The organism is Legionella maceachernii (genome assembly GCF_900167045.1).
Lineage (GTDB): Bacteria > Pseudomonadota > Gammaproteobacteria > Legionellales > Legionellaceae > Tatlockia > Tatlockia maceachernii.
In genome coordinates this window covers 82,518-109,035 of sequence record NZ_FUXJ01000005.1, presented here as the reverse complement: position 1 = coordinate 109,035, position 26,518 = coordinate 82,518, and the positions used below count along the sequence as shown (strand labels likewise).

The following is a 26,518-nucleotide window of genomic DNA, read 5'->3' as shown; positions in this document are numbered from 1 at the left end:
CTAAATAATAGATGCCTTTTCACAAGATAGTACTCTGGATTATCTTTGATAATTTCAATATCTAATTCTAGGCTGTGCTCTTCTCAGAGTTCTTCGCAAAAGTTGCGTGTAAATAGGTTCATTGCGAGCCAGTTGCATAATGGTAGTTGAAGTTAAGCAAGACACCATTAAAGGTAAAATTAAAGAATAATTTTGAGTCATTTCGACAACCAAAATAATACCAGTAAGCGGTGCGCGCACTGCTGCAGCAAATAAAGCACCCATACCCGCAACAGCAAACATTCCCGGATGAATCGTGATGTCTTGCATTAGGTTTTGTAATAAATAAGAGGAAGCCGTACCAAGCAAGGCACCTAAAGCAAGCATCGGCGCAAAAATTCCTCCGGGCACACCAGTCGAATAACACAGCATCGTAGTAAAAAATCGAATAACCAAAATAAGAACAAGCACAGAAGCACTCGGAGTAAAGGTTAACGCTTGATGAATAATCCGGTATCCACCTCCTACCCAATCAGGTTGATAATACGCTAAAAAACCTACCCCAGCACCGATCACCAGCACATAGATAACACGCATACCCACAGTGAATGTATCGATAATTTTTAAAGACAGTATTAATACCTTGTTAAACAAGATACCTATAAAGCCCACCATGATTCCAAGAATGAAAAAAAGCCAGAGGGATTTAAGACTAGGAAGCGCAAAAACATTCATGGGAATAGCGGCTTGTGGCCCAATAATGAAATGTAACGTGGCCGTTGCCATGACACAAGCGATAGCAACTGTTTTAAAATTAGTAAAAGTAAAATTGAATTCATTTCGTAGCTCTTCTAATACGAAAAGCACACCCGCTAAAGGCGCATTAAATGCAGTCGCAAGACCAGCGGCAGCTCCTGCCATGATTAAAGTATCTCGTCTGTCCTGTGAGAAATGCAGCAATTCGCCAAACATATCACCAAGGTTTCCCCCCATCTGAATCGTTGGGCCTTCACGACCAAGAACAAGTTTGGCGGAAATGGCCATTGCTCCTGCAACAAATTTAACCGGTAACAGCCGTCGCCAAAAAATAGGTCTTTCATGAAGCAACGCCCCTTCAATTTCTTGCACCCCACTTCCGGAGGCTTCTGGTGAAATGTAACGAACCATAAGCCAAGCAATAAAAGCAAAAATCATAGTGATAAGTGCAGAAAAGAGCCCTGCAGTCGCACCTTGCGCAGAAATGAAAGCAAGAAGTTGCTCAATACGATCATCTAACCAATGAATTGCAATTTGAAAAAAAGACCCCACAATCCCTGTGGTTATTCCTAATAGAATCGCTACACTATAAACGATCAATAATTTATCGCGCATGTCCTCTAATCAGTCCCATTAAATTAGAAATAATCCGCAATCCTGCTTGATTAGACATCGATAGAATTGTTTCAGGATGAAACTGCACAGCATATACGGGTAAGGTTTGATGCTCCACTGCCATAACAACACCATCTTGACTTAATGCAGTTACTTTTAATTCGTCTGGAATGGCTGCAAGGCGAGCATACAAAGAATGATAACGTCCAGCTGTGAAAGAAGAGCCAAGACCGGCAAATAACCCTGACTCGTCTTTCACTTCAATTTCAGACGCCTTACCATGCATTGGATAAGATAATACATCCAATACCCCACCAAAATACTCAACAATACCCTGTAAACCTAAGCATACCCCAAAAAGAGGAATTTTACGGTTAAGCACCTCTGCGATGGTTTCGGCGACTTTAAAATCAGCAGGCCGTCCTGGACCCGGTGAAAGCAGAACAAGGTCGAAATCCTGCTTTAAGTAATCCATCACATGCTCGCTGCGTATGGTCATGACGTCTGCACCCGTTTGGCGCACGTAATTTGCTAAGGTATGAACAAAAGAATCTTGATGATCCACTAAAAGCACTTTTTTTCCTAAACCTTGTTTAGGCATGGCACTGGACTGCTGCGGTTGCCTGTCCGGCTTTTGCAAAATATCCAAAAAAGCAGACGCTTTAAGGCGAGTTTCCTGCTCTTCCGCCTGCGGTTGCGAATCATAAAGTAAGGTGGCACCAACACGCACTTCTGCAATACCCTGCTGAATGCGTATCGTTCTTAAGACAAGTCCTGTGTTTAAATTCCCGTTAAAACCAAACCATCCTACCGCTCCTGCGTACCACTTGCGGGGTGATTTTTCATGTTTTTCAATGAAATTCATTGCCCAAAGTTTAGGCGCTCCCGTGACAGTAACCACCCACATGTGTGTCAAAAATGCATCCACAGCATCAAACCCTTCACGCAATGTACCCATCACATGGTCAACGGTATGAATCAAACGCGAATACATTTCAATTTGCCGACGGCCAACCACTCGTACCGAGCCTGCCTCACAAATTCGTGATTTATCATTGCGATCCACGTCAGTGCACATGGTCAATTCTGAAGCCTCTTTTTCAGAATCCAATAAGACTTGAATGTTGTGAGCGTCTTCTATTGCATCAGAACCCCGCTTAATCGTTCCTGAAATAGGACAAGTCTCGACTTGTCTGCCTTGAACCCGAACATACATTTCTGGTGAGGCTCCAACTAAATATTCCTCCTCTCCTAAGTTGATAAAAAAGCCATAAGGAGAGGGATTAGTTTTCCGCATTCTACGGAAAATGGTTGAAGGCTGTTCAGGGCAATGCGCATAGAACGTTTGGCTTGGCACTACTTCAAATAAATCCCCACAAGCAAACCGCTGTTTGGCTAATTCCACAAGTTGAGCATATTCACCTGGCGCATGGTCGCAATTTTTTATAGGCTTATTTTTAGGGTTATAAGGGCTAAATTCACCCTCGCGAGGCAATGATTGCGTGGACTTTCCTTTGTGTTGAAAATTATAACGCCGAATAAACGCAATTTCTTTGCGATGATTCACCACATAAATTTCATCCGGAAGATACAAAATCATTTCACGTTGATCGGAAGGGCGTTCTTTGCATTGCGCTAAGTGTTCAAATTGAAAAATTAAATCATACCCAAAAGCACCATAAAAACCTAAATAAGGTTCCTCTGTTTTAAAAAAGGCGAGCAATAATCGCAAGAGAGTAAAAACCGAAGGCTGATGACTGCGCTCTTCTTCACTGAAAATACGCTGTGAAGGTTTCACGGTTATTTGACATAAACGCTCAGAGCATTCTTTGATGAGCAAATCAGTTGAAGACTGCAATACTGAAGTGACAATCGCTAATAAAATTTCACCTCGTTGATTCAATGCTTCCACATGAATTTCATTACTCTTACAAATTAACACCAAAGGTGGGTTATAAAAACCAATATCCCAACAGGTATAGCGCCCTGGGAACTCAAAACTGGAAGCGAATAATGCACCGCGATGGGTATCTAGTCGCTCAAGAAGTGGCTCTATAGCATTCTCATAAACTAAATCATGATGTTCGTATTCAATATGAATACCACCGTCGGTTTTAATTTGGTGCAGCATCAATCCAACTCAATAGAAAAAACATGCTTTCATTCTACTTTAAAACACGCGCACTGCAAGGTTGTCTCTCTTCTATCCCATTTAACTTTTTCTTAATAATCTTTTGCTAGGATGTATTTCTATATGACAAGAGGATTAATGATGACTCAGTCTATAGAAGTGCTCGATGAAAAAATTGATAAGCGTCTAGCCCGTCTTAAAAAAACACGAGGACATCATAACGCCATCCAACACCACGCTGAAGCCATCGTGTTTCATTATTATTTGAAGCAACTGATGCAACACCAGCCTAGTCGAAAACAAAACCAGCTCATTCAACGAGTGACTTACGAGTCAAGATTAATCTCAGAAATAAAACCTTACTTTAGGCTATTTACTCTTCTCGAACTAGCGATTAAAGAAGATGATAGCGAACTCCTTGAAGCGGTCATTGATGCAGATCACACAATTGCAAATCATGTGTTTACTGACGAACAAAGCAAAAAAACAGCATTGGTTATGGCGGCAGAGCAGAATAAAGCAACACTTCTTGACCTGCTTGTTCGTATCGATGGGTTTGACCCGAGCGATACTTATACCCAAAAAGCGTTAAATGCAGCAATTTTTAATGGCGACATCACTATTGTTAAAACCTTGTTGGCTGCAGGAGTAACTCCTACTCAAAGTGATTTTCAAAGAGCCTGTGCTCAAGGTCGATTAGACATTGCCAAAATGCTTAACGCGGCGAGCCCTGAACCTTTTGATTACAATTCGGCATTGCTATCCGCGACGGCAGCCGGGAACCTCTTAGCAGTAAAATACCTGGTTGATGATTTACAAGCGGATGTTAATTACTTAGAACCGCCTTTATTTAAATTTTCAAAACATGAGCTCATGCCCCTTATTGTCGCAATTCAATACAAAAAGCCTGAAGTTGCCCGATATTTAATTGACCAAGGCGCTAATGTTAAGCAAGCTCAAGACGCTTTAGGCTTGAATACATTAAATTTAGCTGCCTTTTTGGGTAAATCAGAAGCTATTCAAGCGGAATTGAGGCAAGGCGAAGAAGACAATATTGAAGAAGGGGATGACATTGCGTGTGCTAGCCTCAATGAGCCAGACCATGAAGGATTTACACCATTAATGCGTGCAGTCCAAAATGGCAATGTCGAGAATATTGACTTACTTATTGCAGCAGGAGCTGATGTTAATGCGCACAGCAAAAATGGTCACACACCGCTTATCGAGGCTGTCATTAAAAATGACCCTGCAGGGGTTGCTGCTCTATTGAAAATCGATCACTTGAATGTAAATGCTCGAGAAAAAGTGAAAGGACTTTCAGCCAGGGAAATCGCTTTGCGAAGTAAAAATACAGTCATCGTTGAAGCCATTGATGCCTTTGTTGCTCATCGCAACCTGAAAGAAAATCAAGAATTGATAAAAGAGAATAAATTATACGAGTTGCACAAAATTATTGATACTTACCATCAACATCGAAAAGAACAAAAGAACGAAAAAGGCAAGGTAAAAGAGTATTTACATATCAACATTTTTGGGTTGTTTCAAAAAAGTTACACACAAAAAAATGCAGCCATTAAAGCACTAAAAAGTGTATTAAAAGGGGATTATTTTGATAAAGAAGGAAATCCTATTGATTTAATTGCTCACTTGTCTACTCTTAGAAAAGGACGCTTAGGAGACGATTTAAGAACATTTATAAAAGAAGGGCACGCTGATTGTATTATTGGTCGCCCAGTGAATACTGTAAGCGATTTTGTAAAAGCGTTGCAGGAATCAATTCCTCCACAAAGACCTACTTTTGAAATGCCTTAGTTTTATTAGCTAAGCATGAGCCATCATTTCTAGGATTAATGCCTAAAAGAGTTTCTTCGCTGATACGATGCGAGGTATAATCTCACCTTCAACTTATTGGAATTATTATGACAGTTTCTGAAACCGATTTAAAAAAAATAGAAGAACTTGCTTACCTAGACAGTGAATCAGAAGATCATTGCCAATTAGCCGAAGAAGTCAATGCAATCATGGATTTTGTGGATCAACTGCGCAGGATAGACACCTCTGGCGTAGCTCCTCTCTTTCATTCCTTTGATGAACACCAGCGCTTAAAAGCAGATAAAGTAACGGAGAAAGACCATAGTGCAGAGTTAGCGAAAATAGCTCCCCTTTTTGAAGATGGACTTTACTTAGTTCCTAAGGTCATCGATTCAGGACAATAATTATGCACAAGCTTTCTTTATCTGAACTAAGTCGTGCGCTTCATCATCGCGAGCTTTCCAGTAAGGAGCTTACCCAGCATTATCTTAAACGCATTCAGCATCATCAATCGCTCAATGCCTTTATTCATGTCATCGATGAAGAGCAGGCTTTAATTACTGCAGATGCGGCGGATAAATCGCTAGCAACAGGTCAAGCAAAACCTTTGACCGGTATCCCCATGGCTCATAAAGATATTTTTTGCACAAAAAATATGCCTACGACATGTGGTTCCAAAATGCTTGAGCACTATTATTCTCCCTTCCAAGCCACTGTAGTCAATCGATTAGAAGAGCAAGGTGTTATTCTCCTTGGAAAAACCAACATGGATGAATTTGCCATGGGTTCAGCCAATGAAAATAGCTATTTTGGCCCAGTAAAGAACCCCTGGAATAAGGAACACGTTTCTGGAGGATCTTCTGGGGGATCAGCGGCGGCTGTTGCTGCTCGATTGATTCCTTTTGCGACCGGAACAGATACAGGAGGCTCGATTAGACAGCCGGCCGCATTTTGTGGTATTTCAGGAATTAAGCCTACCTACGGTCTGGTTTCTCGATTTGGAATGGTTGCTTTTGCTTCAAGTCTTGATCAAGGGGGCCCATTAGCAGCCAGCGCAGAAGATCTTGCCTTCGTTCTACAAGCCATGGTTGGTTTTGATGCACATGACTCTACCTCAGTGAATCAACCCATTCCTGACTACTTAGCCTCATTGAATCACTCTATTAAAGGATTACGTATTGGCTTGCCTTCCTGCTTCTTCCATGAACAAGTGGAACAGGATATTCAACAAGCCATTCATGCAGCGGTTACTCTTTTTCAACAAGAAGGTGCTGAGATTATTGAGTTGGAGCTTGCATTACAACCTTTATGGGTCCCCTGCTATTATGTGATTGCCTGCGCGGAAGCGTCATCGAATCTCTCGCGCTATGATGGAATACGTTTTGGCTATCGCAGCAAAAAAGGGAATAGCTTGCGGGAGCAAATTACGCATACGCGTACTGAAGGATTTGGTATTGAAGTTAAACGTCGCATTCTTACCGGTACTCATGTACTCTCTTCAGGTTATTTCGATGATTATTACTTACAAGCATTAAAAATTAGGCGATTAATCCAGAATGAATTGCTCGATAACTTAAGCAAAGTAGATATTATCTTAGGTCCTACTACTCCTACTTGTGCCTTTAAATTAGGTGAGAAAATCGCTGATCCAATTCAGAATTACCTTGCGGATGTGTTTACCGTCGCTGCAAATTTAGCAGGCCTTCCTGCGCTTTCTATTCCGACAGGATTTAGCCAAGGACTGCCCATCGGCATGCAATTCATTGGCAAACCTTTCAGTGAAGCGCTACTGCTTAACTGTGCTCACCATTATCAACAATGTACGGACTGGCACCAAGCCAGACCTACCTTCAAAGGGTGATTTATGGCATGGGATACTGTGATTGGTCTTGAAGTTCACGCTCAATTAAAAACCAAATCCAAACTCTTCTCAGGCACAGCCACACGTTTTGGTGCGCCACCTAATACTCAGACTAGCTTTATTGATGCAGGTCTGCCGGGTGTTTTGCCAGTGCTTAATGAGCAAGCCGTCTTTATGGCGATCCAATTTGGTCTAGCGATTAATGCGCAAATTAATGATCATTCCTATTTCGAGCGGAAAAACTATTTTTATCCTGACTTGCCTAAGGGCTATCAAATAAGTCAATTCCAATGCCCTATTCTCTCTCATGGGCGTTTAATCATTGAAGTAGACGGCCATGAAAAGCAAGTTGAAATTGTGCGAGCTCATCTCGAAGAAGACGCGGGAAAATCACTTCATGATGCGCATCCACACTATACAGGAGTCGATCTTAATCGTGCGGGAACCCCTCTTCTTGAGATTGTTACTGCCCCCTGTTTATATTCCGCGGAGGAAGCAATCGCCTATCTTAGATCTCTTCATCGTTTAGTGCAGTTTTTAGGAATTTGTGATGGCAATATGCAAGAGGGTTCTTTTCGCTGCGATGTCAATATTTCACTTAAACCGCAAGGTGCAAACCAATTAGGCGTGCGCACTGAATTAAAGAACCTTAATTCGTTCCGTTTCATTGAGAAAGCCATTCACTATGAACAAGCAAGACACATGGATTTGCTTGAACGTGGGCAAGCCGTTCAACAGGAAACCCGCCTTTATTGCCCGAATTCCAATACTACCCAGGTTTTACGCTCAAAAGAAAATGAAAACGATTACCGCTATTTTCCCGATCCTGATTTATTACCTATTCGAATTCAACGCGAAGACATCGAGAAAATTAGAAAAACAATGCCTCCTTTACCTCAAGAGCTTCGGCAAAAACTTAAGATGAATCAAGACCTGCAGGATGAAGATATTAATTTTCTTCTCTCTTCACCTGCCACTTATCAATTTTTTAGTGAGGTAAAGCAGTTAAGTCAAGCGAATGAAAAAATGATTATAAACTGGCTTAGGGGGAGTTTTGCCGCAGCATTAAATGAAGCAAATCTTGGCTTTGAACAATCCCCAGTACCAGCAGCTAAGTTCGCGCCTCTTTTAAGTTTATTGGTCGAGCAAAAAATCTCCGTCAAAGTTGCCAAACAAATTTTCACTAAGTTATGGGCTGGCGAGGGTACCGTTGAGGAGATTGTTCAAAAAGAAGGTTATGGACAAATTAAAGATGACCATTTACTTGAAAGTATAGTACGCGCAGTCATTGACCAACATCCTCAACAAGTTGTTGATTTCCGAGCCGGTAAGGACAAATTATTAGGCTTTTTTGTGGGGCAAGTAATGAAGCAAACAGGAGGTCAAGCCGCTCCGGAACAAATTCATTCTTTGCTGAAAAAATATTTAAATGATCTGAAATAGCCCCTTTCTCAACGTCTTTTCTATTTACTCATTGACGTTGAGAAAAGGTGAGCCGTTGCCACCGCGTTAGCGGACTCTCAAGCTATTTTCTACCGGCGATTCTTCAATGCTATCAATTTCCTCCGATTTATCGTTAGGTTCATTTACTTTTCTGCCCATCGCCGCTGTTAATCTCGCTGGATCATTGATCTTTTCAAAGTGATTTTTCAACAGAAAATTAATTTCAGAAAAGGATAATGACTCAAGATAGTCATCATCTTCCAATATCGGTTGCAATAAATTAGGTTGTGCTTGAGCAACACTTAAAATCCAATGAGGTAACATTTTAGGCCGTTTATTAATCAGAATATCCTTGCAAGTCGAATCGAACAAAATAGCGTAACCTGTCTTTTCATCGACTGTTATGCAATCTAAAAACTGGCAAAACGCATTAGGACTTGGATTTTGTAGCACTTTAAAGAGGCGTCTTTGCATTTCTACCATGGTTACAGCCTTCACTTCTGGAGAAAAAAAACCCAGGGATCGTTCCTCTGTGATGTTCAGTCGATTACAAATTTGTACCAGGATTTCATACGGAAGGTTTTTAAACATAAGAAATCTCCTCTCCTTAATGTTTTCTTAATAAATGCATAATTTGCTCTTAATTTAAGCATGTTATTTTATCAATGTGGTGCTCATTATATCACCACATTGAAAAATGTAGTGCTTGAATTTGAGGTATTTTATGACAATTGGTACTTTATTTGCTGAATCACGTTTAATTGCCAAAACAGTCAACCGAATCATTTTAGATCCTGATTATGTAGGTTTACAGGATTGGCGTACCGAAGGCAAACTGTTATGCAGTCCAGGAGGCGATTGCCTTTCATCAACAACCTTACTTGTGAAAGGCAAATATGTTCCTACCTATGGAATTGATGGACGCTGCTATGGCCTTCTACTCGATGCTAACCAATGTTACATCTACGATGTCAACTCTATCGATGCAAACACCAATAGAACAGATAAATTGGAAAAACGGGCCGCTCGCAAAGGCATTAATTTTTTAACTGAAAATAAAAAGGGATTTAAAACGTTAGACGAGTTAAGTGCCGAAATAAAATCAGGCAATGATGGCCATATGAACGAAGTGTTGCTTGATGCATGGAAACATTCAGTAGCCGGTCTATTCGTGAAAATAGTGGATCTCGAAACTGCCTCCTCGGAAGCATTGAAACACTATTACCAATCTTTGCTCGAGATTAGGCTGATTCAAAAATTTCTCATTCAGACTTATGGTTTTTCCCCAGGGTCATTACCCATCTGCCAATATAACGAAAAAGAAGGCAGACTTCTTAAATTCCCATCAGATGAGCAATTGTTTGCTTATGCCAGAATGCACGGTTTTAGTAAAGTAACTTATCCTAAACTCTTCGAGCTTTTAAGCGATGAGTATACCTTTAAACCAGCACCAAAACCGATCACAGTTAAGGAGTATCTAGAACTGAATATCCCTACAGAAATTCTTGCTGCTGATTATGAGGAAATTTGTATGCAATTGGCCGCCAAATTTGAGCCTTTTGATGGAAGACCAGTGGATACAGTTAGCATTCTTGCAGAACCTGTCGATGATGTTATCGGCTTATCTGAGACCGCCATTAAAGAAGTTACAGACATTTATCTTTTGAAACAAAAGATAAATGAAATCAGCTTATCAGCGTCCAGAGATAGTTTTTTTAACCAGTCTAACGCTTCAGCTACTCGTTCAGAAGACTCTGTGTTAACCCCAGCCTCAGAAGAGGCGGATAAGAAAAAAATGCCTGATAGTACAGCAGCTATCTTTAATTAATTAACATGCAATACAGCATTAACATGCTGTATTGCATGCATTTGCTAGTAAGGCTTAACAATAACGGTTGAACCCACATCCAGAAATTCTTGATTCAACCATTTAGCTGCACTCGGTAAAACCCGAATACAACCATGGCTTGCATTGTAGTTGGGTACTTCATAGGCAGCGTGAATAGAATAACCACCACTGAAGTGCATACAATAGGGCATACGGGCACCACCATTCGTTTCGATAGGATAGAGGCTTGAAGTACAGTCCTCCCCTTTCTTAGAATAAATATGGTAAGTACCGGTAACAGTATGACAGCTTCTACCGATGTCCTCGCAGAAATCTTTACCCCCTGAAGCCCTACCCGTTTTAACCCGGTTACCTTGAGCATCATAAGCTGCCCAAGCGGTAGCTTTCGGATCGAAAACAAACACTTTTCTACCCGTGGGCTCACGATGTTCAGGGAAATAACCAGCACCTTTGTGATCAGAATTCATGCTCATTGTATAATGCGTATTACCCGCATCATCAACTATGGGCACTGATCTATCCATTGATGCACACGATGCTGCTAATACCGACAACGAGCCAATGATGAGTTGTTTTTTCATTGGTGACTCCTCCCTTCTTCTTTTTTTTATGTTATCGGGAGGAATTTGAATAAATTTAGGCTTTTTTATAAATTATTTTAACTATTTGTTTATTTTATGATCTTTTTTATTCGGTAAAGCCTCTGCTTTCAGCGACTTAGGGAGCATAGAAAGTATTGCTAACATGAGCTGCTCATCACTGCACTCAAAGCAACCACCACGCGCTGGCATCGCATTAAACCCTTCTTCGGTATGACTAAATAAACTGTTAATACCTCGTTTAATTCTCGGCGCCCAGTCCTCTTTCTCTCCAATTCGAGGGGCACCAAGGGGAATTAAAGGGCTAGCAGCATGACAGCTAGCGCAAAAATGTTGCACAATTTGTTTTCCTTCCTCTTTACTGCCTTTAATGGATTGCAAAAATGCTTGAGGATGATGAGGAGCAGCGTGAGAAAAAATTAAGGGTAAATAACTTAACAATAGAAAACCAAACTTACGGATCATGGGTCATTAGCCTTGACGTTGCTTAATTTGTCATTATAAAACTTATTCTTCTTTCAAAGAATGCTCAATCAACCAACTTGACGATAGGAATTAATCAATCTAACCTGTCTAAGTAGGAAATAAAATCCACAATCACTTAATTAAAGGGAGAAAAGCATGAAAGGAATTTTAAATTTGGCTATTGCTGGTGCTTTTATTTTCGCAACATCAATGAGTATGGCGGCTGATTCAACCACCACCTCAACGACAAGCACTACCTCAACCAGCACAACCAAAACGGATATGAATACAAATTGGACTTGCACTACCAATGCCAGTACAGCGACTACTGATGCCGATAAAGCTGCTGACGATCAAATGGCAAAAAACGTCACTTCAGCAACAAGCGCCTTTGCAATGGCAGCACAGAATTGCCGCGACTGCACAAAAATCACTTGTGAAGCTCAAAGCTCAAATCAAAGCCAATAACTAATAATTCATTTCCCAAGCCATTGCGCTTGGGAAACACTTAGCAAAATTTATCCTCTAAGCGAATAATCAAAGCACAAGTCAGCGCAAATAAACAAATAAGAGTAACCATTTAAAAATTTATTTAACATCATAATGACTTTGCTCCATAAATATGATATTGGTTGATAATTGGACGCGTCTTTCTAAGACATTTTCTAAAGATTTCAGGATAGGAGCCGATAGCCATGATGAGTGCAATTGAGAGCAATGTTATGGTAAATCCACTTAATGATTCAAATAACTTCAAGCGGATAGAAGTACAACAAGGCCCATCAAACACAACTTCTCATTCTCAAATCGATGAAGAGGTGAGTATCAGCATGAGTGATACATCAAAGCACCTCTCCTCATTAAAAGAATGCATTCTCAATGCACCTGACGTGAATCAGAGTAGAGTACAATTTCTCAAAGAAGAGCTTGCTAGCGGTCGCTATCGAATTGTCAGTGATGACATCGCAATAAAAATGCTTGCTGATATTGAGTTAGCATAGTGTGCCATTTTACAAATGGCTGCATCTAACCCTATTCATTTTATAGGAAACCCATGGCTTAAAGAGCAAACATGCAACATTCATTAGCCAGCTAACCCAAGGAATTAACTGAATTGACGAACTTATTCGATGCCTTGACCCAACAATTTATAAATACACCAACTCTAAAGGGTCGAGCCAAGCCCCAACTAAGTCTCTAGCGGCAGTTAAGCGCTATTATTTCATCGCGCTTGCATCCGTAATGCCCCATCTAAACGAATCACTTCACCATTAATCATTGAATTTTCAATAATATGGATTGCTAAAGCAGCAAATTCCTCAGGCTTTCCAAAACGTTTAGGGAAGGTTACGGTTGCTGCTAAGTTATCCTGTACCTCTTGCGGCATATTTAGAAGTAAAGGGGTGGCAATTAATCCAGGTGCAATAGTATTGACTCGAATCGCATGCTGGGCAAGCTCGCGTGCTGCGGGTAAAGTCATTGCAACCACCCCGCCCTTTGAAGCACTGTAAGCCATTTGCCCTATTTGTCCCTCAAAAGCAGCAATCGAAGCGGTATTAATGATAACCCCTCTCTCTTGTGAGCTCGATTCAAGATCAAGCTGTGACATTGCCTGAGCCACAACGCGCATTACATTAAATGTGCCTACTAAATTGATATCGATCACTTGTTTAAATGCGGCTAAAGGCATAGCGCCTTCTTTGCCAAACATTTTCTTTGCTGGCGCTATTCCCGCACAATTAATGCAAATTCTAGGTATCCCCATTTGAGCAATTGTCTTTTCTATTGCGCGCTCAACCTCTTCAGCAGAACTGACATCACAAGCAATGGCAAGAGCCACTTCTGGTGCGGTTTCAATTTGCTTATCCCAAACCACAACCTTGACCCCTTGCTCACCGAATTCCTGTGCACAAGTTTTGCCTATTCCTGATGCGCCGCCAGTGATAACCGCGATTTGATTATCTAAGTTCATAGAATGCTCCGTTCTCTCAATTTATTGCAAATACACTTTGCTTAACGCTTTAAATTGCGCTGTCCCTGCTTGTCCCACCCACTCAAAGAAAACCATCTCTGATGTCACTAAATGCACCCCATTTTGCTTCATGCGCTTAAGGCCATATTTATAATCCAGCTCAAATCGACTACTCACCGCGTCAACTACCACATACACATCATAACCTACGCGTTGGAGATCCAAGGCGGTCTGTAGCACACAGACATGCGCCTCAATGCCTATCAACACCATTTGTTTTTTATTGAGCGACTGCAATCTTGGCTTAAATTCAGGAGCACGAAAACAGGAAAATTGAATTTTGTCGATAAAGCTATCCTGAGGAGCTAAAGTACGCAAAGGTTCAACCGTTGGACCCAAACCTTTCGGGTATTGTTCACTCACTAACAAAGGCACATCAAATTCTGCCGCTAATTGAATTAACCATTGGCAACGCTCCACCATTGCATCAGCATGCAGTACATGGGGAGTTAATTTTTCTTGCACATCAATTAGCAACAAACATGACCTATCTTTTTCCAGCAGCATTCCCTTTCTCCAACAGAAAAAAGACAATCTCAGCGTAAAGCTGAAAGACTGTCAAGTGAATAATTAACGCTTATCTGTGAAAGAGGAGAATCCCGCAAAAATTCGTAGAAACTGCGTATTTCCTAGATTTAAGGTTGACATTTGCCGGCATTTTTGTACATTTGGCAGCCAAAATGGATAATTAAAGAGAATTATGGGTTCAAAAACTCACAATGCATCCACTGCGACATCGACTACCATCCCGCAAGGCCCAAAAACCATTAAAAGATTAAGTTCTAGCGAACAGTTTGTTGAGCTGGAACAAGAATACCGACGTTTAAAAGACATACGGGTAACCCTCGAGCAACGATATTGCGAGTTGCAGGCTGAATTTACCCGTCTTCAACAATTTGAATTGAATTTAAATTCAATTGCTTCGCCCGAAAGTACAGCTAGCATTATTGCTGAACCAATCTTGAATTCTGAGCAGAATAATTTATCGGACACGGATTCACTAAAGTCGCCTATCCGCGTTGCGGAGCTCTATGCTGGTTCTGGAGCTGGACGAATTGCACTGGGAAGCAATCGCTCAAACTTCTCCTGTCCAGTTTAATTATGTTTTTACGTCTGAGAAAAATCAATTCGCCCGAAAATGTTATGCAACTAATTTCTTGGATGGTGATACACAAAATCCCTCGTTTAATGAAGACATTACTCAAATAAAAAAAGAAAATTTTGCCAGGGTGATCCCTGATTTTGATTTATTGATTGCTGGTTTTCCTTGTCAATCGTTTTCCAAAGCAAATCCAAAGCGTCAAGGCATCCATGATAATAAAAATGGTATGCATCCCCAAATAGTACTTGATTTAATCAATGCAAAAAAACCCAGTCTCATTATTCTGGAAAATGTAAAAGGCATTAAGAGCATGCCTGGGCCCTCAGAGGAGATTTCACTACCTGCTTATATAGTGCAGCAATTAATTTCTGCCGGTTATTTAGTTCAATCATCGATTTTGGAGAGCCATCATTTTGGTGTTGCTCAAAATAGAGAGCGCTGGTATTTAGTAGCAGTCAGGCAAGACTCTCCGTATGCGCTCAAATTTGCAAGCTTTACTTTTCCTCAAGGCGAAGCAGATGCATTAACGCTGTTTGATATCATTTCAATGGAGGAGCCCGCCAATGCCCCTTCCGAAAGTATCAAAAAAGCAATCATGCTTAATTCAATGCACATCGCTAATGCTCAAGATGACACTCCGAAGAAAATTGCAGAGTACTCCATTGCCGGGACAACTTATTTTTTGCGTTATAATGGAGTAGGCATTCTCTTAAGGAATCAAGATAAAGAAAAACTAATTAATTATGCAACACGGCAACGATCAGTCAGTGTATTCAATAAATACCCTACACTAGTTTCTTCCGGAGGTCTCAAAACACCCCTATTAGAACTAGGACGAGTGTTATCAATTAATGAAATGAAAAAATTACAAGGGTTTCCTTGCTGGTACACTCTGCCTCAAGGCACCACTTCACAAAAAGCACTGTCCCTTTTTGGAAATTCGTTTACTGTCCCAGTGATTCAAGCTGTTGCTACTGCATTACTGGGCTGCCATCCTGATTGGTCTAAAGCGAATGAAGTGCCGTCAAAACCAAAGACTCAAGCAACAACTCGAACTTCTTCTCCTAAACCCAGTGACATTCGAACATTAAAAGAAACCATTGATAAAGCCGCTGCTTATCGGTCAGAGTCTTCCGCATTTCGATTGGTTAAGCCCACAAATCTGTTTAACAAATTGGCTGGGCGTTGTCCAGCTGAACAGCATCAACCCCTCGATCCTGATAAAAAACCGAGTGTTTTAAGGCGCCTTTATTCCTTTTATAAAGCATCCCCTACGTCTACTACTACTGATTGCAAACATCCTTCTTGTGAAAATTTAACTTTTTGAGAGTTTTTATGACTATTTTGACCTCCCAATCAATTCCTTCTCTAGAGATTTATCTCGATACGCATCAGAAGCAAAAATTAAACCGGTTATTTTCGAAGCACTTAACCACAAAAATAGTTAGGGAAGCGAAAGAAAAAGCGCTTCAGGATCCTGGCGACAACTCTCCAACGGCATTAAAATTAAAAATCGCATTGAATGTGATAAATCGTTTACTTAACAATACCAATGAATCCCTTTCATTTACTTATTCTAACGCAACTCTTACCCGTAAATCCAACGTCGTGTTTGTCGATAAAGAAGGCCAGCCCTTTTATTATTTGCACAGGCTTTTTACCAAAAGCTGGTATCGCTTGATTCCTTTTGAGAGTCCCGATTCAGCTATTGCAAACGTAACCACCACTTCTTCGCACACCGGAAAACGTCCTTTAGCGGAGCAAGAAAAGGTAAACCAATTGGATCAATTGCAAGAAAAAATTAAAGAAGAATTGAATGCAATAACTGATATTTCCAGGCTATTGAACCAATTATCAGGTCGAGTTAGCGAATTGAGAAAAGAACTACAAGCAGGCCACACCCACGCCGAATTTTCAGAGGATCAAGACCTTGCAGAAGCAACCCGCTTACAAAAGACTGCCGAAAGAACAAGGCTTGAAAAAGGAAAAGATGCTGATACTGATCAGGGAAATGGATCCGAAGAAGCACCCATGCTACAAAGCGTCGCAGAAGCAGAATTTGAAAAAAGAAAGCGCCTTTGTATCCACTATCTAATAGTTGAAGAAAATAACCGGTCAGCAATGTCGCAAAATTCCCAAGCAAGTTCCGGGCAATGTGCCACCCCTCATTCAGAAATGTCTACCTCGCCTAATGAACCGGCACTATCTACTGTAGAATTCCGGTATAGTCCTTTTTCCGCCTTTCACTTTTTTGAGCGAAAACAACAACCACAGGATTCAACCTTACTACCTATTACGCCTCTTCCTCGATAACCAAAGCATCACAGGGATAGTTAAAAATAGAAATAATCCGCTCGATACTTTGAAGGCTCAGTTCTGGTTGCTTGTTAACGCTTAAGCAGTCCTAGATACCATTCATTGTTGACAGAGCCCTCATGAATCGTTACACTGCAATAACGTTATAGCACATTAATACATTATTATGAAACCACAACACCTGCATAAACACCATTCAATCCATCATTTAATGCAAGCAATCTGTTTGCTTAAAAACTCAGACGAAGCCTTGGCTTTTTTTACTGATTTATGCACGCCAGCAGAGCTTGAGGCCATGGCGGATCGCTGGGAAGTAGTGCCTTTACTTCGTCAAGGCATTCCGTATCGTACTATCCATGAACAGACTGGGGTGAGCGTGACAACCATCACGCGTGTCGCACGCTGCTTAAGCTTTGGCAGTGGTGGCTATAACTTAATTGCAGAGCGTTTGGAGCCATCGTGAATAGAATACGTTTAGCCTTACAAAAAAAAGGGCGTTTAGCGCAAGAGTCCCTAACTTTGTTACAACGTTGTGGGTTAAAATTTCGCCTTAAAGAGAATGCATTACTTACGCATGTCGATAATCTTCCTATCGATTTACTGTTTGTCCGTGACGATGACATCCCTACCCTTATTTTTGATGGCTTATGCGATGGAGGTATCGTTGGCGAGAATGTTTTATTGGAAGCCGCATTGGGATCACCCAATAAAAGCTATAAAACGATTTTAAATCTAGGTAACTGCCGTTGTCGTCTTGCCATTGCTGTTCCTGAAGAGTTTGATTATCGTGGCCCAGGATCTTTAGATGGCAAACGGATCGCAACAAGCTACCCCCTTCTGCTTGCAAAATATTTAGCTGAGCAACAAATCTGCGCGGAAAGGCTTATCCTTTCTGGCTCGGTGGAGGTCGCCCCGCGAATGGGCATGGCCGATGCCATTTGCGATCTGGTTTCGACTGGACAAACGCTTGAAGAGAATAAGCTCATTGAAGTGGAGACTGTGTTGGTAAGCCAGGCTGTTTTTATTCAGGCGGACAAAGCCATTGTCCCAGCAATACAAGATGTATTCGACATGCTAAAAAGGCGTATACAGGCAGTACAGCAAGCTGCCGAGCGAAAATACATTCTTTTTCACGCCCCCAAAACAGCCCTTGCACGCATTTGTGAACGCTTGCCTGGCGCTGAATCCCCCACTATTCTGCCTTTGCCTGATTATCCTGACAAAGTTGCAGTACATGTTGTTTCCAGCGAAGGGATTTTCTGGAACACCTTAGAAACTATTCAATCTTTAGGCGCCAGTTCCATTTTGGTGTTACCGATTGAAAAAATGCTGGAGTGATTTTATGTTAACCACGACCGATTGGCAAAATTTATCCACCCAGGAAAAGCAGCAAAAGTTAAGCAGGCCGAAGCAAGCTCTTTCGTTTAAAACGCAAGTTCAAGCCATTATTCACGAAGTTAAAAGCCGCGGGGATGATGCGTTATTTGCCTTTACGCGCGAATTCGATGGCATTGATTTAACAGATTTAAAGGTTTCTGCTGCGATAATAAAGGAAGCAGAAATCAGTTCTAAGGCCAGTATTGCCTTAAATCAAGCTATAGAAACCATTCGCACCTATCACCAAGCGATGATGCCTTACGCAAAGCAGGTGACAACTGCTGAGGGCGTGGTCATTGAGCGTACTTATAGACCTATTAGCCGCGTGGGCTTATATGTGCCCGGCGGTCATAATACCCCGCTCGTGTCCTCATTGCTTATGCAAGCAATCCCCGCACAAGTGGCTGGGTGCCCATTAAAGGTGCTATGCACTCCGCCTAATCATCAGGGCGAAATTGATCCCCATCTTTTAGTTGCAGCTCGACTTTGTGGAATCGATACAATTTATCGCATCGGCGGAGCCCAAGCCATCGCGGCGATGGCCTATGGAACAGAAACCATTCCCAAGATGGATAAATTATTTGGTCCTGGTAATCGTTATGTGACTGAAGCGAAAACGTTGGTTGCTGCAGACTCGGATGGAGCAGCCATTGACATGCCCGCAGGCCCCTCGGAAGTGATGATTCTTGCAGATGAGGAAGCAAATCCTGACTTTGTCGCCGCTGATCTTCTTGCGCAGGCAGAGCATGGCATTGATTCTCAGGTTATCTTAATTTGCGAAAGCGAGGAATTTGCCTTTAAAGTCAAACAAAAGCTTAAGCAGCAAATGCTGTCGTTATCGCGGCAAGCTATTCTGAAGCAAGCTTTACAACAGGGTGCCATTTTAATTTGTACCGACCCTGCTGAACAAATTAACATAATCAACAGCTATGCACCGGAGCATTTGATCATCAATCGCCGCAATGCCAAAGAATTAGTTCCTCACATCGTCGCAGCCGGAACTGTATTTCTTGGCCAATGGGCTGCTGAGACAATGGGGGATTATGTGACAGGAAGTAATCATGTATTACCCACTCACGGATATGCACGCAATCACAGCGGGCTATGTACACTGGATTTTTTAAACGCACTGACTGTGCAGTCCGTCACTGCAGAAGGCGTTAAATCGCTAGGCGAAGCAGCAGAAACCTTAGCCCTCATTGAAGGCTTAGATGCACATGCCAATGCAATTAAATTACGTTTAAACCAACTAGGGGAGTTCTAACATGTCGGTATTGGATTTAATTCGTCCGGATTTAAAATCACTGCAAAACTATAAACCGGGTGGAGACCACTTAGACTGTCGTTTACACGCGAATGAATTACCCTGGTGCCCGGTGGCTTTTAGTCAAGTCCCCTTAAACCAGTATCCCGATATTCGCCAGCAGCACCAGTTACAACAATTGCTTGCCCAGTATTATCAAGTAAGTAGCGAGCAACTGGTTTTGACTCGGGGAAGCGATGATGGCATTGATTTGTTGATGCGCCTTTTTCTCCGACCGGGACAAGACTGTTTCATGCAATGCCCACCTACTTTTCCCATGTATGAATTCTATGCCCGCCTGCAACAAGCTGAAGTGTTAAATTGCCCACTGGATGCGAAAAACGATTTTAGTTTGTCCATCGAAAGCCTAATTTCATTTTGGCAACCCCATTGTAAACTTATCATGCTTTGTCGACCCAACAATCCCACTGGGAATGCGCTCGATTTGGCAAGTATAAAAACGCTTTGCGAATACTTTCAAGGCAAAGCCATTATCGTCGTGGACGAGGCTTATATTGAGTTTGCTCAAACAGAGAGTGCGACTGAGCTCCTGTCTTTCTTTGACAATTTAATCGTTTTACGCACGCTGTCTAAAGCTTACGGCTTGGCTGGGTTACGATTAGGGAGCATCATTGCTCAAGCGCAACTGATTAAAGCCATAGAAAGTACAATGCCCCCTTATACCTTATCAAGTGCCGTTATCGATCTAGCTAAGCAGGCATTAGCCAATAAAGCGTGGTTCACCAGCAAAATTGATGACATTCTCAATGAACGCCAAGGGCTAATTACCCAATTACAACAATTCCCTTGGATAGAAAAAATTTACCCCAGTAGTGCTAATTTTATTCTAATTGCCTCTACTAACGCCTCCTCACTTGCCGCTTGGCTTGCTGAACTAGGTATTGCTGTACGACATTTTGCTGCAGCCCCCCTGCAGAACATGTTGCGCATTACCGTGGGTGATTCAGCACAAAACCAGCAATTATTAGCCGCATTGCGCAGGTTTCAGCCGGAGGGATAGAAATGCAAAAGGTATTATTTATTGATAGAGATGGTACTTTAGTTGAAGAACCTGCGGATTTTCAAGTGGATGATTTGAGCAAGGTTCGTTTATGTCAAGGTGTCATTCCTGCCTTACTTTCTTTAAGCAAAGCAGGTTTTACCTTAGTGATGGTTTCTAATCAAGATGGTTTAGGAACAAGCCATTTTCCACAAACGGCTTTCCAGCGTTGTCATGAGTTTATTCTTGCTTTATTTTCTTCACAAGGCATTCATTTCAATGCGATCTTTATCTGTCCTCATCAGGATAACGATAATTGCAATTGCCGTAAGCCCAAAACCGGTTTGCTTGATCCCTTTTTATTGGAAAACGCGATCGACCGTAATCAATCCTGGGTTATTGGTGATAGGCAAACAGATAAAGAATTGGCCCAAAACATGGGGATTTCGTTTCTGCCTGTGAGCCAAGAGCACACCTGGAAACAAATCGCTGAAACTATTTTATCTCGGCAGCGCTCTGCCTCCGTTAGACGGCAGACAAAAGAAACCTCGATCGAGGTTAGTCTGAGTTTAGATACGGAAGCACCTTGCCACATTCAAACTCCCATTGGTTTTTTCAGTCACATGTTAGAGCAAACTGCCAAACATGGCGGATTCAGTTTACACGTTGAGGCACAGGGTGATACTGAAGTGGATGAACATCACTTGATTGAAGACACCGCACTTGCTTTGGGAGAAGCCTTAAAAAAAGCGCTGGGTGATAAATGGGGCATTGCTCGCTATGGTTTCACTTTACCCATGGACGAAGCACTCGCCACCGTTGCAATTGATTTAAGTGGACGAAATTTTTGTACTTTTGAAGGCCAATTTACACGTGAATTTGTGGGTGGAATGGCAACAGAAATGGTTCCCCATTTTTTTAATTCTCTGGCAAGCAGCCTCGGCGCCACGCTGCATGTGAGTGTCAAAGGACAAAATCACCATCACATGATTGAGGCCTGTTTTAAGGCATTGGGCCGTGCGCTGCGCCAAGCCTGTGCTCGCTGTGACACGAGTTTGCCTTCAACCAAGGGGGTTTTATGATTGCGGTCATTGATGTCTGCGGTAATAACCTAGCTTCGTTTACTAATGCGCTGAAACGTTTAGGCTATCACTACAAACTCACTCATGAAGCGAATGATCTGCTTACAGCTACCCATGTGATTTTACCCGGTGTAGGCACGGCTGCAGCAGCAATGCGAGCCTTAAAACACTATCAATTAATCGATGTATTGTGCCAGCTTACTCAACCTGTATTGGGCATTTGCCTCGGTATGCAATTATTACTTGAGTTCAGTGAAGAAGGCAATGTGGATTGTTTAAAACAAATACCAGGTTATGCCAAACGTTTTGTTCCCCTTCCCGATTACCCTGTTCCTCACATGGGATGGTCAAAGCTCGTATGGACTCAACAGACGCCACTTGCCCGAGGGTTGACTGCAGAAGATTATGTTTATTTCGTGCACAGTTATGCACTACCATGCAGCAGCCACGCGGTAGCCAATTGCCACTACAGCGAGGAATTTACTGCAATTGTGCAGCACGATAATTATTACGGAATGCAGTTTCATCCAGAGAAATCTGCGGCAACTGGGCTTAAATTACTCAATAATTTTTTGCAGTTGGAGAAATTATGATCATTATTCCAGCAATCGATTTGTACAAAGGTCAATGCGTACGCTTACGTAAAGGCCGCTTTGATCAAGTCTCTATTTACGATTACTCACCGATTACGCTTGCACAAGGTTATGCATTGCAAGGTGCCCAGCACCTACACATTGTTGATTTGGATGGTGCCAAATCAGGAGTAGTCGAACAACTGCCACTCATTCAGGCCATGCATGCACCAGGCTTGTGTTTACAAGTGGGTGGGGGTATTCGCAGCCTTGAAACAGCGAAAACTTGTTTGCAAGCGGGCATTGAGAAACTGGTCATTGGCAGCATTGCGGTCACCAATCCCAAGTTAACAGCACAAATTATTGAGGTCATCAAAGCAGAGAACATTGTCTTGGCTTTAGATGTTCAGATTAAAAACAACATTCCTAAACCGGCTATCAACGGCTGGCAAATACCAACAGAAACGAATTTATGGCAATTAGCCAATTATTATCAACAACTGGGTATCACTCAGATTCTATGCACAGACATTGAAAGCGATGGCATGATGAACGGCCCTAATTTTCAGCTTTATCGTGAAGCAGTCACTCGTTTCCCGCAAATTCGTTGGCAAGCTTCAGGCGGAATTCGCGATGTGGATGACTTGGAAAGATTATCCACCTTAGGATTAGCCGCAGCCATTTTAGGCCGCATGCTGTATGAGAGTGATTTTGATATATCGTCTTATTTAGCGAGACAAACATGGTAGCTAAACGTATTATTCCTTGTCTTGATGTAGCCAATAATCAAGTGGTTAAAGGCGTCAAATTTCGTAATCACCGTGTAGTGGGAGATATTTTATCTTTGGCTAACCGCTATTCAAACAGCGGAGCCGATGAGCTTGTTTTTTATGATATTACTGCCAGCGCTGATCATCGCTCTGTTTGTTCCCAATGGATTAATCAAGTTGCTGCAGCCATCAATATTCCTTTTACCGTTGCGGGTGGCATTCGTGATTTGGCTACAGCAAGAGCCATTCTTAATGCCGGTGCGGATAAACTATCCATTAATAGCCCCGCTTTGGAAAATCCTGAGTTAATTAATCAATTAAGCCAAGAATTCGGCAGTCAATGCGTTGTAATTGGTATTGATAGTCAATGGATTGAGGATGATTTTTACGTGTATCAATACACCGGGGATGAGGCGAAATCAAGAAACTCAAGACGTAAAACCTTTGATTGGGTTTGCGAAGTCCAAGAACGAGGAGCGGGTGAAATTGTTTTAAATTGTATGCAAGCGGATGGAGTAAGAAAGGGTTATGATTTACACCAATTGCAACTGGTTCGCAATCTTTCTCTCGTCCCGTTAATCGCTTCTGGCGGAGCAGGAAGTGCAGAAGATTTCGTGAAAGTGTTTCAACAGGCTAACGTTGATGGGGCTTTAGCAGCCTCCGTTTTTCACGATAAGATTCTCTCCATTGATGAAGTTAAACGTCAGTTAAAAGCCAATAGTATTGAGGTCAGATGATGAATACATTTCAAATTGAACAGTTAGATTGGCAAAAAATGAATGGCCTTATTCCCGCCATCGTCCAACATGCCAATAGCGGCGAAGTCTTAATGTTGGGTTACATGAATCGTGAAGCGCTGCAAATGACTTTACAACGAGAACAAGTGACTTTTTATAGCCGCAGCAAGCAACGTTTATGGACCAAAGGCGAATCATCCAGTCATTTCATGAGACTTAAAGCGATTGCCACTGATTGTGACGGCGATAGCCTATTAATCCAAGTAATCCCCGAGGGCCCTGCATGCCATCTTGGTTTCACAAGTTGTTTTCAGCCAGGGATAGTCACAACGCTTGGTTTTATTGATCACTTAATCAAGCTCATTCAAAATCGCGCAAAAGAAAGAAACACCAGCAGTTACACCGCTCAATTATTAGCCTCAGGCATTAACCGCTGCGCACAAAAAGTCGGTGAAGAAGCGGTGGAAACAGTCATTGCAGCTGTGACTCATAATCGCGACGAATTACTCAACGAAGCAGCCGATTTGGTATTCCATCTTCTTGTTATGCTGCAGGCTTGTGAACTGAGCTTTTATGAATTATTAGCGTGTTTGCAGGAAAGACATTGATAAAGTCTATGTTTGCACAAATGAATTCGATGGGCAAAGCAAACTGTATTGATTATAATGACGCACTTAGAAATGAGATATTCCTTGCAGGAGTCTTTCGATGTTTCCTGATACAACTCAATTAGCCTTCTTTCTAACTGCAACCATTATTTTAAATTTGACCCCAGGTAGCGACGTTTTATATGTCGCAAGCCAAAGCCTGAATAGCTTTAAACACGGTGCGGTTGCTACGATTGGTATCGCCACAGGAATTGCTATTTATGCAATTGCCTCAGCCCTGGGTTTATCTAGTGTCTTAATGCAATCTCCCTTCGTTTTTAATTTAATAAAAATAATGGGCGCTTTTTATTTATTTTACCTCGCTTGGCAAGCATTGAACTCTAAAAGCAAACGGATTACTCCCAATAAACAAAGCATTTCTGTTTGGAAATCTTATAAAAATGGCGTGCTTACAAACGTACTTAATCCCAAAGTAGGTATTTTCTTTTTAACCTTTTTACCCCAATTCGTGGATATTGAACGAGGGACCGTTTGGTTGCAACTATTAACATTAGGCGGCTGTTTTGTGATTTCAGGAACATTGATTAATTTTCTTTATGTTTTTTTGTTCGTATACTTAAAAGACCGTCTTTTTTCTAACTCCAGTGCCCAAAAATGGCTTAATAAATTCACTGCATTTATTTTCTGTGCCTTAGCTTTGAAAGTGCTTAGTGCTCAGCAACACTAGTCAATTAGGGCATATTAATCTGTCCCTCATTTCCTTCTAAACTATAGAAAGGAAAAATCGATAACCTTATAATATTTAATACAGTAGGTATATTCTTATCCTAAAATTCCTTTAAAAAGACTTTCACCGTTAACAAGTTAAGATTTCATTTCAAACCACAGCTAATAATATCGCAGTTAAATAATTCCCCTCAGGGAAAGAAGCCAAGGTGGGATGGCAACTTGCTGGACCAAAAATACCAAGCAGCCGCGCTTGTTTCCCAGCCGCAGCCGCTTGGCTACTGACCAAAATACTAAATTCTTGGGTCGTTAACGCAGACGAACAATTACAAGTCATCAGTAAACTACCCGGTTTCATCGCTTTGAAAATCTCACGATGCAAAAAGCGATAGTAATTTTTAGCACGCTCCAAATGCCGCTGTGAAGGGACGAGTTTTGGGGGGTCAAGAATAATCAAATCGTAATCGCCTGCTTGCGCCAAATGATCGCGAGCATCTGCCTCTATAAACTCGATATCTAAATTATTCAACCGCGCATTCTCTTTTGCCTGTGTAATTGCTTGAGCTGAACTATCGACTGCGGTGATTTTAATAGCTCCTGCTTTCGCTGCGTGCAAAGCAAAACCGCCCGTATAAGAATAAAGATCCAATACCCGCTTACCTTGTGCAAGCGCTGCAACACGCTGATGATTTTCACGTTGATCAAGAAACAACCCTGTCTTTTGCGCCTGAGAAAAATCAATTTGGTAAATCACTCCCGCCTCAAGCACTTTAATTTTTTTTCCACTCATCGATTCTGCTTGCTGATGCCAACCATCTTGAGCAAGTGGCTTTTCTTGGGACAACCAAATCACTTCCTCTTTCGGGAATAACGCTTGAATGCCTTGACGAATCATCTGCTTGTTTGCCTCCACCCAGTATGCAGAACTCGCAACAACAGAGATATCCTCGAACCGATCGACAGTCAAACCTGATAAACCATCAGCCTCACTGTTGAATAGCCGGTAAGCCGTGGTCATTTCATTGGGAAGATTTAACGCCTGTCTTACAGCTAAAGCTTGCCTTAAACGTTGAGTAATAATCGATGAAAGCGATTGGGTATCCATTGATTCGTGTTGAAGCGCTAAAACACGGACTCGATAGAGTGAATGCTCGTTGTAGGCTCCTACGCCAAGAAGCTCGCCTTCTGCTGAGAAAATATCAACCAATTCGCCCGTGGCTAATTCACCCGATGTTTTTGCAATCGCCTTTGGAAAAATCCAAGGATGTCCCCGCCGAACCGTATTCTGTTTCGCTTTATGCAGATAAACAGCAGCTTTCATACTCTTTTCACCCCCGCAACGATTAAGGTCGCTATATTAAGCAATCGCAACCCATTTAGAAA

The 26,518-nt window shown here is 41.8% G+C and carries 28 protein-coding genes; 20 read left to right on the top strand and 8 right to left on the bottom strand.

Annotated features, from left to right (window positions below; genetic code table 11):
- Positions 1 to 54: 54 nt before the first annotated feature.
- Together clcA and B5D33_RS05025 are read right to left on the bottom strand one after the other, a co-directional pair.
- Positions 55 to 1,350, bottom strand: a complete 1,296-nt coding sequence (clcA, locus tag B5D33_RS05030; RefSeq protein WP_058452967.1) for a H(+)/Cl(-) exchange transporter ClcA — start codon at positions 1,348 to 1,350, stop codon at positions 55 to 57.
- Positions 1,340 to 3,481, bottom strand: coding sequence for an anthranilate synthase component I (locus tag B5D33_RS05025; RefSeq protein WP_058452966.1), 2,142 nt, complete (start codon positions 3,479 to 3,481; stop codon positions 1,340 to 1,342). The genes clcA and B5D33_RS05025 overlap by 11 nt, the downstream gene beginning before the upstream one ends.
- 123 nt (positions 3,482 to 3,604) lie before the next feature.
- Between B5D33_RS05025 and B5D33_RS05020 the strand changes: the two genes are divergently transcribed.
- The 4 genes from B5D33_RS05020 to gatB all read left to right on the top strand — a co-directional run bounded on the left by B5D33_RS05020 (position 3,605) and on the right by gatB (position 8,597).
- Positions 3,605 to 5,293 carry an ankyrin repeat domain-containing protein gene (locus B5D33_RS05020; RefSeq protein ID WP_214608089.1) on the top strand — a complete coding sequence of 563 codons (1,689 nt, stop codon included), beginning with the start codon at positions 3,605 to 3,607 and terminating at the stop codon, positions 5,291 to 5,293.
- A 107-nt stretch (positions 5,294 to 5,400) separates the two neighbouring features.
- Positions 5,401 to 5,697 (top strand): Asp-tRNA(Asn)/Glu-tRNA(Gln) amidotransferase subunit GatC, encoded by a 297-nt coding sequence (gatC, locus tag B5D33_RS05015; protein WP_058452964.1) that lies wholly within the window; start codon positions 5,401 to 5,403, stop codon positions 5,695 to 5,697.
- Between the two features lie 2 nt (positions 5,698 to 5,699).
- Positions 5,700 to 7,154, top strand: a complete 1,455-nt coding sequence (gene gatA, locus B5D33_RS05010; protein WP_058452963.1) for an Asp-tRNA(Asn)/Glu-tRNA(Gln) amidotransferase subunit GatA — start codon at positions 5,700 to 5,702, stop codon at positions 7,152 to 7,154.
- 3 nt (positions 7,155 to 7,157) lie between these two features.
- Positions 7,158 to 8,597 carry an Asp-tRNA(Asn)/Glu-tRNA(Gln) amidotransferase subunit GatB gene (gene gatB, locus B5D33_RS05005; RefSeq protein ID WP_058452962.1) on the top strand — a complete coding sequence of 480 codons (1,440 nt, stop codon included), beginning with the start codon at positions 7,158 to 7,160 and terminating at the stop codon, positions 8,595 to 8,597.
- Positions 8,598 to 8,663: 66 nt separating this feature from the next.
- On the opposite strand, the gene B5D33_RS05000 is transcribed toward gatB, so the two are convergent.
- Positions 8,664 to 9,188 carry a hypothetical protein gene (locus tag B5D33_RS05000; protein ID WP_058452961.1) on the bottom strand — a complete coding sequence of 175 codons (525 nt, stop codon included), beginning with the start codon at positions 9,186 to 9,188 and terminating at the stop codon, positions 8,664 to 8,666.
- A 133-nt stretch (positions 9,189 to 9,321) separates the two neighbouring features.
- Here B5D33_RS05000 and B5D33_RS16570 point away from each other — a divergent pair, with 133 nt between their 5' ends.
- Positions 9,322 to 10,425, top strand: coding sequence for a hypothetical protein (locus B5D33_RS16570; RefSeq protein WP_065240026.1), 1,104 nt, complete (start codon positions 9,322 to 9,324; stop codon positions 10,423 to 10,425).
- Positions 10,426 to 10,469: 44 nt separating this feature from the next.
- Here the strand turns inward: B5D33_RS16570 and B5D33_RS04990 are convergent, their stop codons facing one another.
- On the bottom strand, positions 10,470 to 11,027 hold the full coding sequence (locus B5D33_RS04990; RefSeq protein WP_058452960.1) for a L,D-transpeptidase: 558 nt from the start codon (positions 11,025 to 11,027) through the stop codon (positions 10,470 to 10,472).
- An 81-nt stretch (positions 11,028 to 11,108) separates the two neighbouring features.
- Positions 11,109 to 11,510, bottom strand: a complete 402-nt coding sequence (locus B5D33_RS04985) for a c-type cytochrome (protein WP_058452959.1) — start codon at positions 11,508 to 11,510, stop codon at positions 11,109 to 11,111.
- Between the two features lie 156 nt (positions 11,511 to 11,666).
- Between B5D33_RS04985 and B5D33_RS04980 the strand changes: the two genes are divergently transcribed.
- Both B5D33_RS04980 and flgM read left to right on the top strand, forming a co-directional pair.
- Entirely contained in the window at positions 11,667 to 11,978 is a 312-nt protein-coding gene (locus B5D33_RS04980) for a hypothetical protein (protein WP_065240025.1), read from the top strand.
- Positions 11,979 to 12,205: 227 nt separating this feature from the next.
- Positions 12,206 to 12,511, top strand: a complete 306-nt coding sequence (gene flgM / locus B5D33_RS04975) for a flagellar biosynthesis anti-sigma factor FlgM (RefSeq protein WP_058452958.1) — start codon at positions 12,206 to 12,208, stop codon at positions 12,509 to 12,511.
- A 221-nt stretch (positions 12,512 to 12,732) separates the two neighbouring features.
- Here the strand turns inward: flgM and B5D33_RS04970 are convergent, their stop codons facing one another.
- The gene (locus tag B5D33_RS04970; protein WP_058452957.1) at positions 12,733 to 13,482 is read right to left on the bottom strand and encodes an SDR family NAD(P)-dependent oxidoreductase; all 750 of its coding nucleotides are present in this window, start codon (positions 13,480 to 13,482) and stop codon (positions 12,733 to 12,735) included.
- A 21-nt stretch (positions 13,483 to 13,503) separates the two neighbouring features.
- Positions 13,504 to 14,049 (bottom strand): isochorismatase family protein, encoded by a 546-nt coding sequence (locus B5D33_RS04965; RefSeq protein WP_058452956.1) that lies wholly within the window; start codon positions 14,047 to 14,049, stop codon positions 13,504 to 13,506.
- Positions 14,050 to 14,242: 193 nt separating this feature from the next.
- Here B5D33_RS04965 and B5D33_RS04960 point away from each other — a divergent pair, with 193 nt between their 5' ends.
- The 13 genes from B5D33_RS04960 to B5D33_RS04900 all read left to right on the top strand — a co-directional run bounded on the left by B5D33_RS04960 (position 14,243) and on the right by B5D33_RS04900 (position 25,136).
- On the top strand, positions 14,243 to 14,641 hold the full coding sequence (locus tag B5D33_RS04960; protein ID WP_058452955.1) for a hypothetical protein: 399 nt from the start codon (positions 14,243 to 14,245) through the stop codon (positions 14,639 to 14,641).
- Complete coding sequence (gene dcm / locus B5D33_RS04955) at positions 14,574 to 15,971, top strand: DNA (cytosine-5-)-methyltransferase (protein ID WP_078767341.1); 1,398 nt, start codon at positions 14,574 to 14,576, stop codon at positions 15,969 to 15,971. The genes B5D33_RS04960 and dcm overlap by 68 nt, the downstream gene beginning before the upstream one ends.
- A gap of 8 nt (positions 15,972 to 15,979) precedes the next feature.
- Positions 15,980 to 16,957 carry a hypothetical protein gene (locus tag B5D33_RS04950; RefSeq protein ID WP_058452953.1) on the top strand — a complete coding sequence of 326 codons (978 nt, stop codon included), beginning with the start codon at positions 15,980 to 15,982 and terminating at the stop codon, positions 16,955 to 16,957.
- 169 nt (positions 16,958 to 17,126) lie between these two features.
- The gene (locus B5D33_RS04945; RefSeq protein ID WP_058452952.1) at positions 17,127 to 17,423 is read left to right on the top strand and encodes a YerC/YecD family TrpR-related protein; all 297 of its coding nucleotides are present in this window, start codon (positions 17,127 to 17,129) and stop codon (positions 17,421 to 17,423) included.
- On the top strand, positions 17,417 to 18,298 hold the full coding sequence (gene hisG / locus B5D33_RS04940; RefSeq protein ID WP_058452951.1) for an ATP phosphoribosyltransferase: 882 nt from the start codon (positions 17,417 to 17,419) through the stop codon (positions 18,296 to 18,298). Before B5D33_RS04945 ends, hisG begins: the two co-directional genes overlap by 7 nt.
- 4 nt (positions 18,299 to 18,302) lie before the next feature.
- A complete protein-coding gene (gene hisD, locus B5D33_RS04935; RefSeq protein WP_058452950.1) occupies positions 18,303 to 19,601 on the top strand; it encodes a histidinol dehydrogenase in 1,299 nt (432 codons plus the stop codon).
- 1 nt (position 19,602) lies between these two features.
- On the top strand, positions 19,603 to 20,661 hold the full coding sequence (gene hisC / locus B5D33_RS04930) for a histidinol-phosphate transaminase (protein WP_058452949.1): 1,059 nt from the start codon (positions 19,603 to 19,605) through the stop codon (positions 20,659 to 20,661).
- A 2-nt stretch (positions 20,662 to 20,663) separates the two neighbouring features.
- Positions 20,664 to 21,722, top strand: coding sequence for a bifunctional histidinol-phosphatase/imidazoleglycerol-phosphate dehydratase HisB (gene hisB / locus B5D33_RS04925; protein ID WP_058452948.1), 1,059 nt, complete (start codon positions 20,664 to 20,666; stop codon positions 21,720 to 21,722).
- A complete protein-coding gene (hisH, locus tag B5D33_RS04920) occupies positions 21,719 to 22,315 on the top strand; it encodes an imidazole glycerol phosphate synthase subunit HisH (RefSeq protein ID WP_058452947.1) in 597 nt (198 codons plus the stop codon). The genes hisB and hisH overlap by 4 nt, the downstream gene beginning before the upstream one ends.
- The gene (locus tag B5D33_RS04915; protein WP_058452946.1) at positions 22,312 to 23,043 is read left to right on the top strand and encodes a 1-(5-phosphoribosyl)-5-[(5-phosphoribosylamino)methylideneamino]imidazole-4-carboxamide isomerase; all 732 of its coding nucleotides are present in this window, start codon (positions 22,312 to 22,314) and stop codon (positions 23,041 to 23,043) included. The genes hisH and B5D33_RS04915 overlap by 4 nt, the downstream gene beginning before the upstream one ends.
- The gene (gene hisF / locus B5D33_RS04910; protein ID WP_058452945.1) at positions 23,037 to 23,801 is read left to right on the top strand and encodes an imidazole glycerol phosphate synthase subunit HisF; all 765 of its coding nucleotides are present in this window, start codon (positions 23,037 to 23,039) and stop codon (positions 23,799 to 23,801) included. The genes B5D33_RS04915 and hisF overlap by 7 nt, the downstream gene beginning before the upstream one ends.
- Positions 23,801 to 24,409, top strand: coding sequence for a bifunctional phosphoribosyl-AMP cyclohydrolase/phosphoribosyl-ATP diphosphatase HisIE (hisIE, locus tag B5D33_RS04905; RefSeq protein ID WP_058453067.1), 609 nt, complete (start codon positions 23,801 to 23,803; stop codon positions 24,407 to 24,409). The genes hisF and hisIE overlap by 1 nt, the downstream gene beginning before the upstream one ends.
- 100 nt (positions 24,410 to 24,509) lie before the next feature.
- Complete coding sequence (locus B5D33_RS04900; RefSeq protein ID WP_058452944.1) at positions 24,510 to 25,136, top strand: LysE family translocator; 627 nt, start codon at positions 24,510 to 24,512, stop codon at positions 25,134 to 25,136.
- Positions 25,137 to 25,286: 150 nt separating this feature from the next.
- On the opposite strand, the gene B5D33_RS04895 is transcribed toward B5D33_RS04900, so the two are convergent.
- Complete coding sequence (locus B5D33_RS04895) at positions 25,287 to 26,456, bottom strand: class I SAM-dependent rRNA methyltransferase (RefSeq protein WP_058452943.1); 1,170 nt, start codon at positions 26,454 to 26,456, stop codon at positions 25,287 to 25,289.
- Between the last annotated feature and the right edge of the window lie 62 nt (positions 26,457 to 26,518).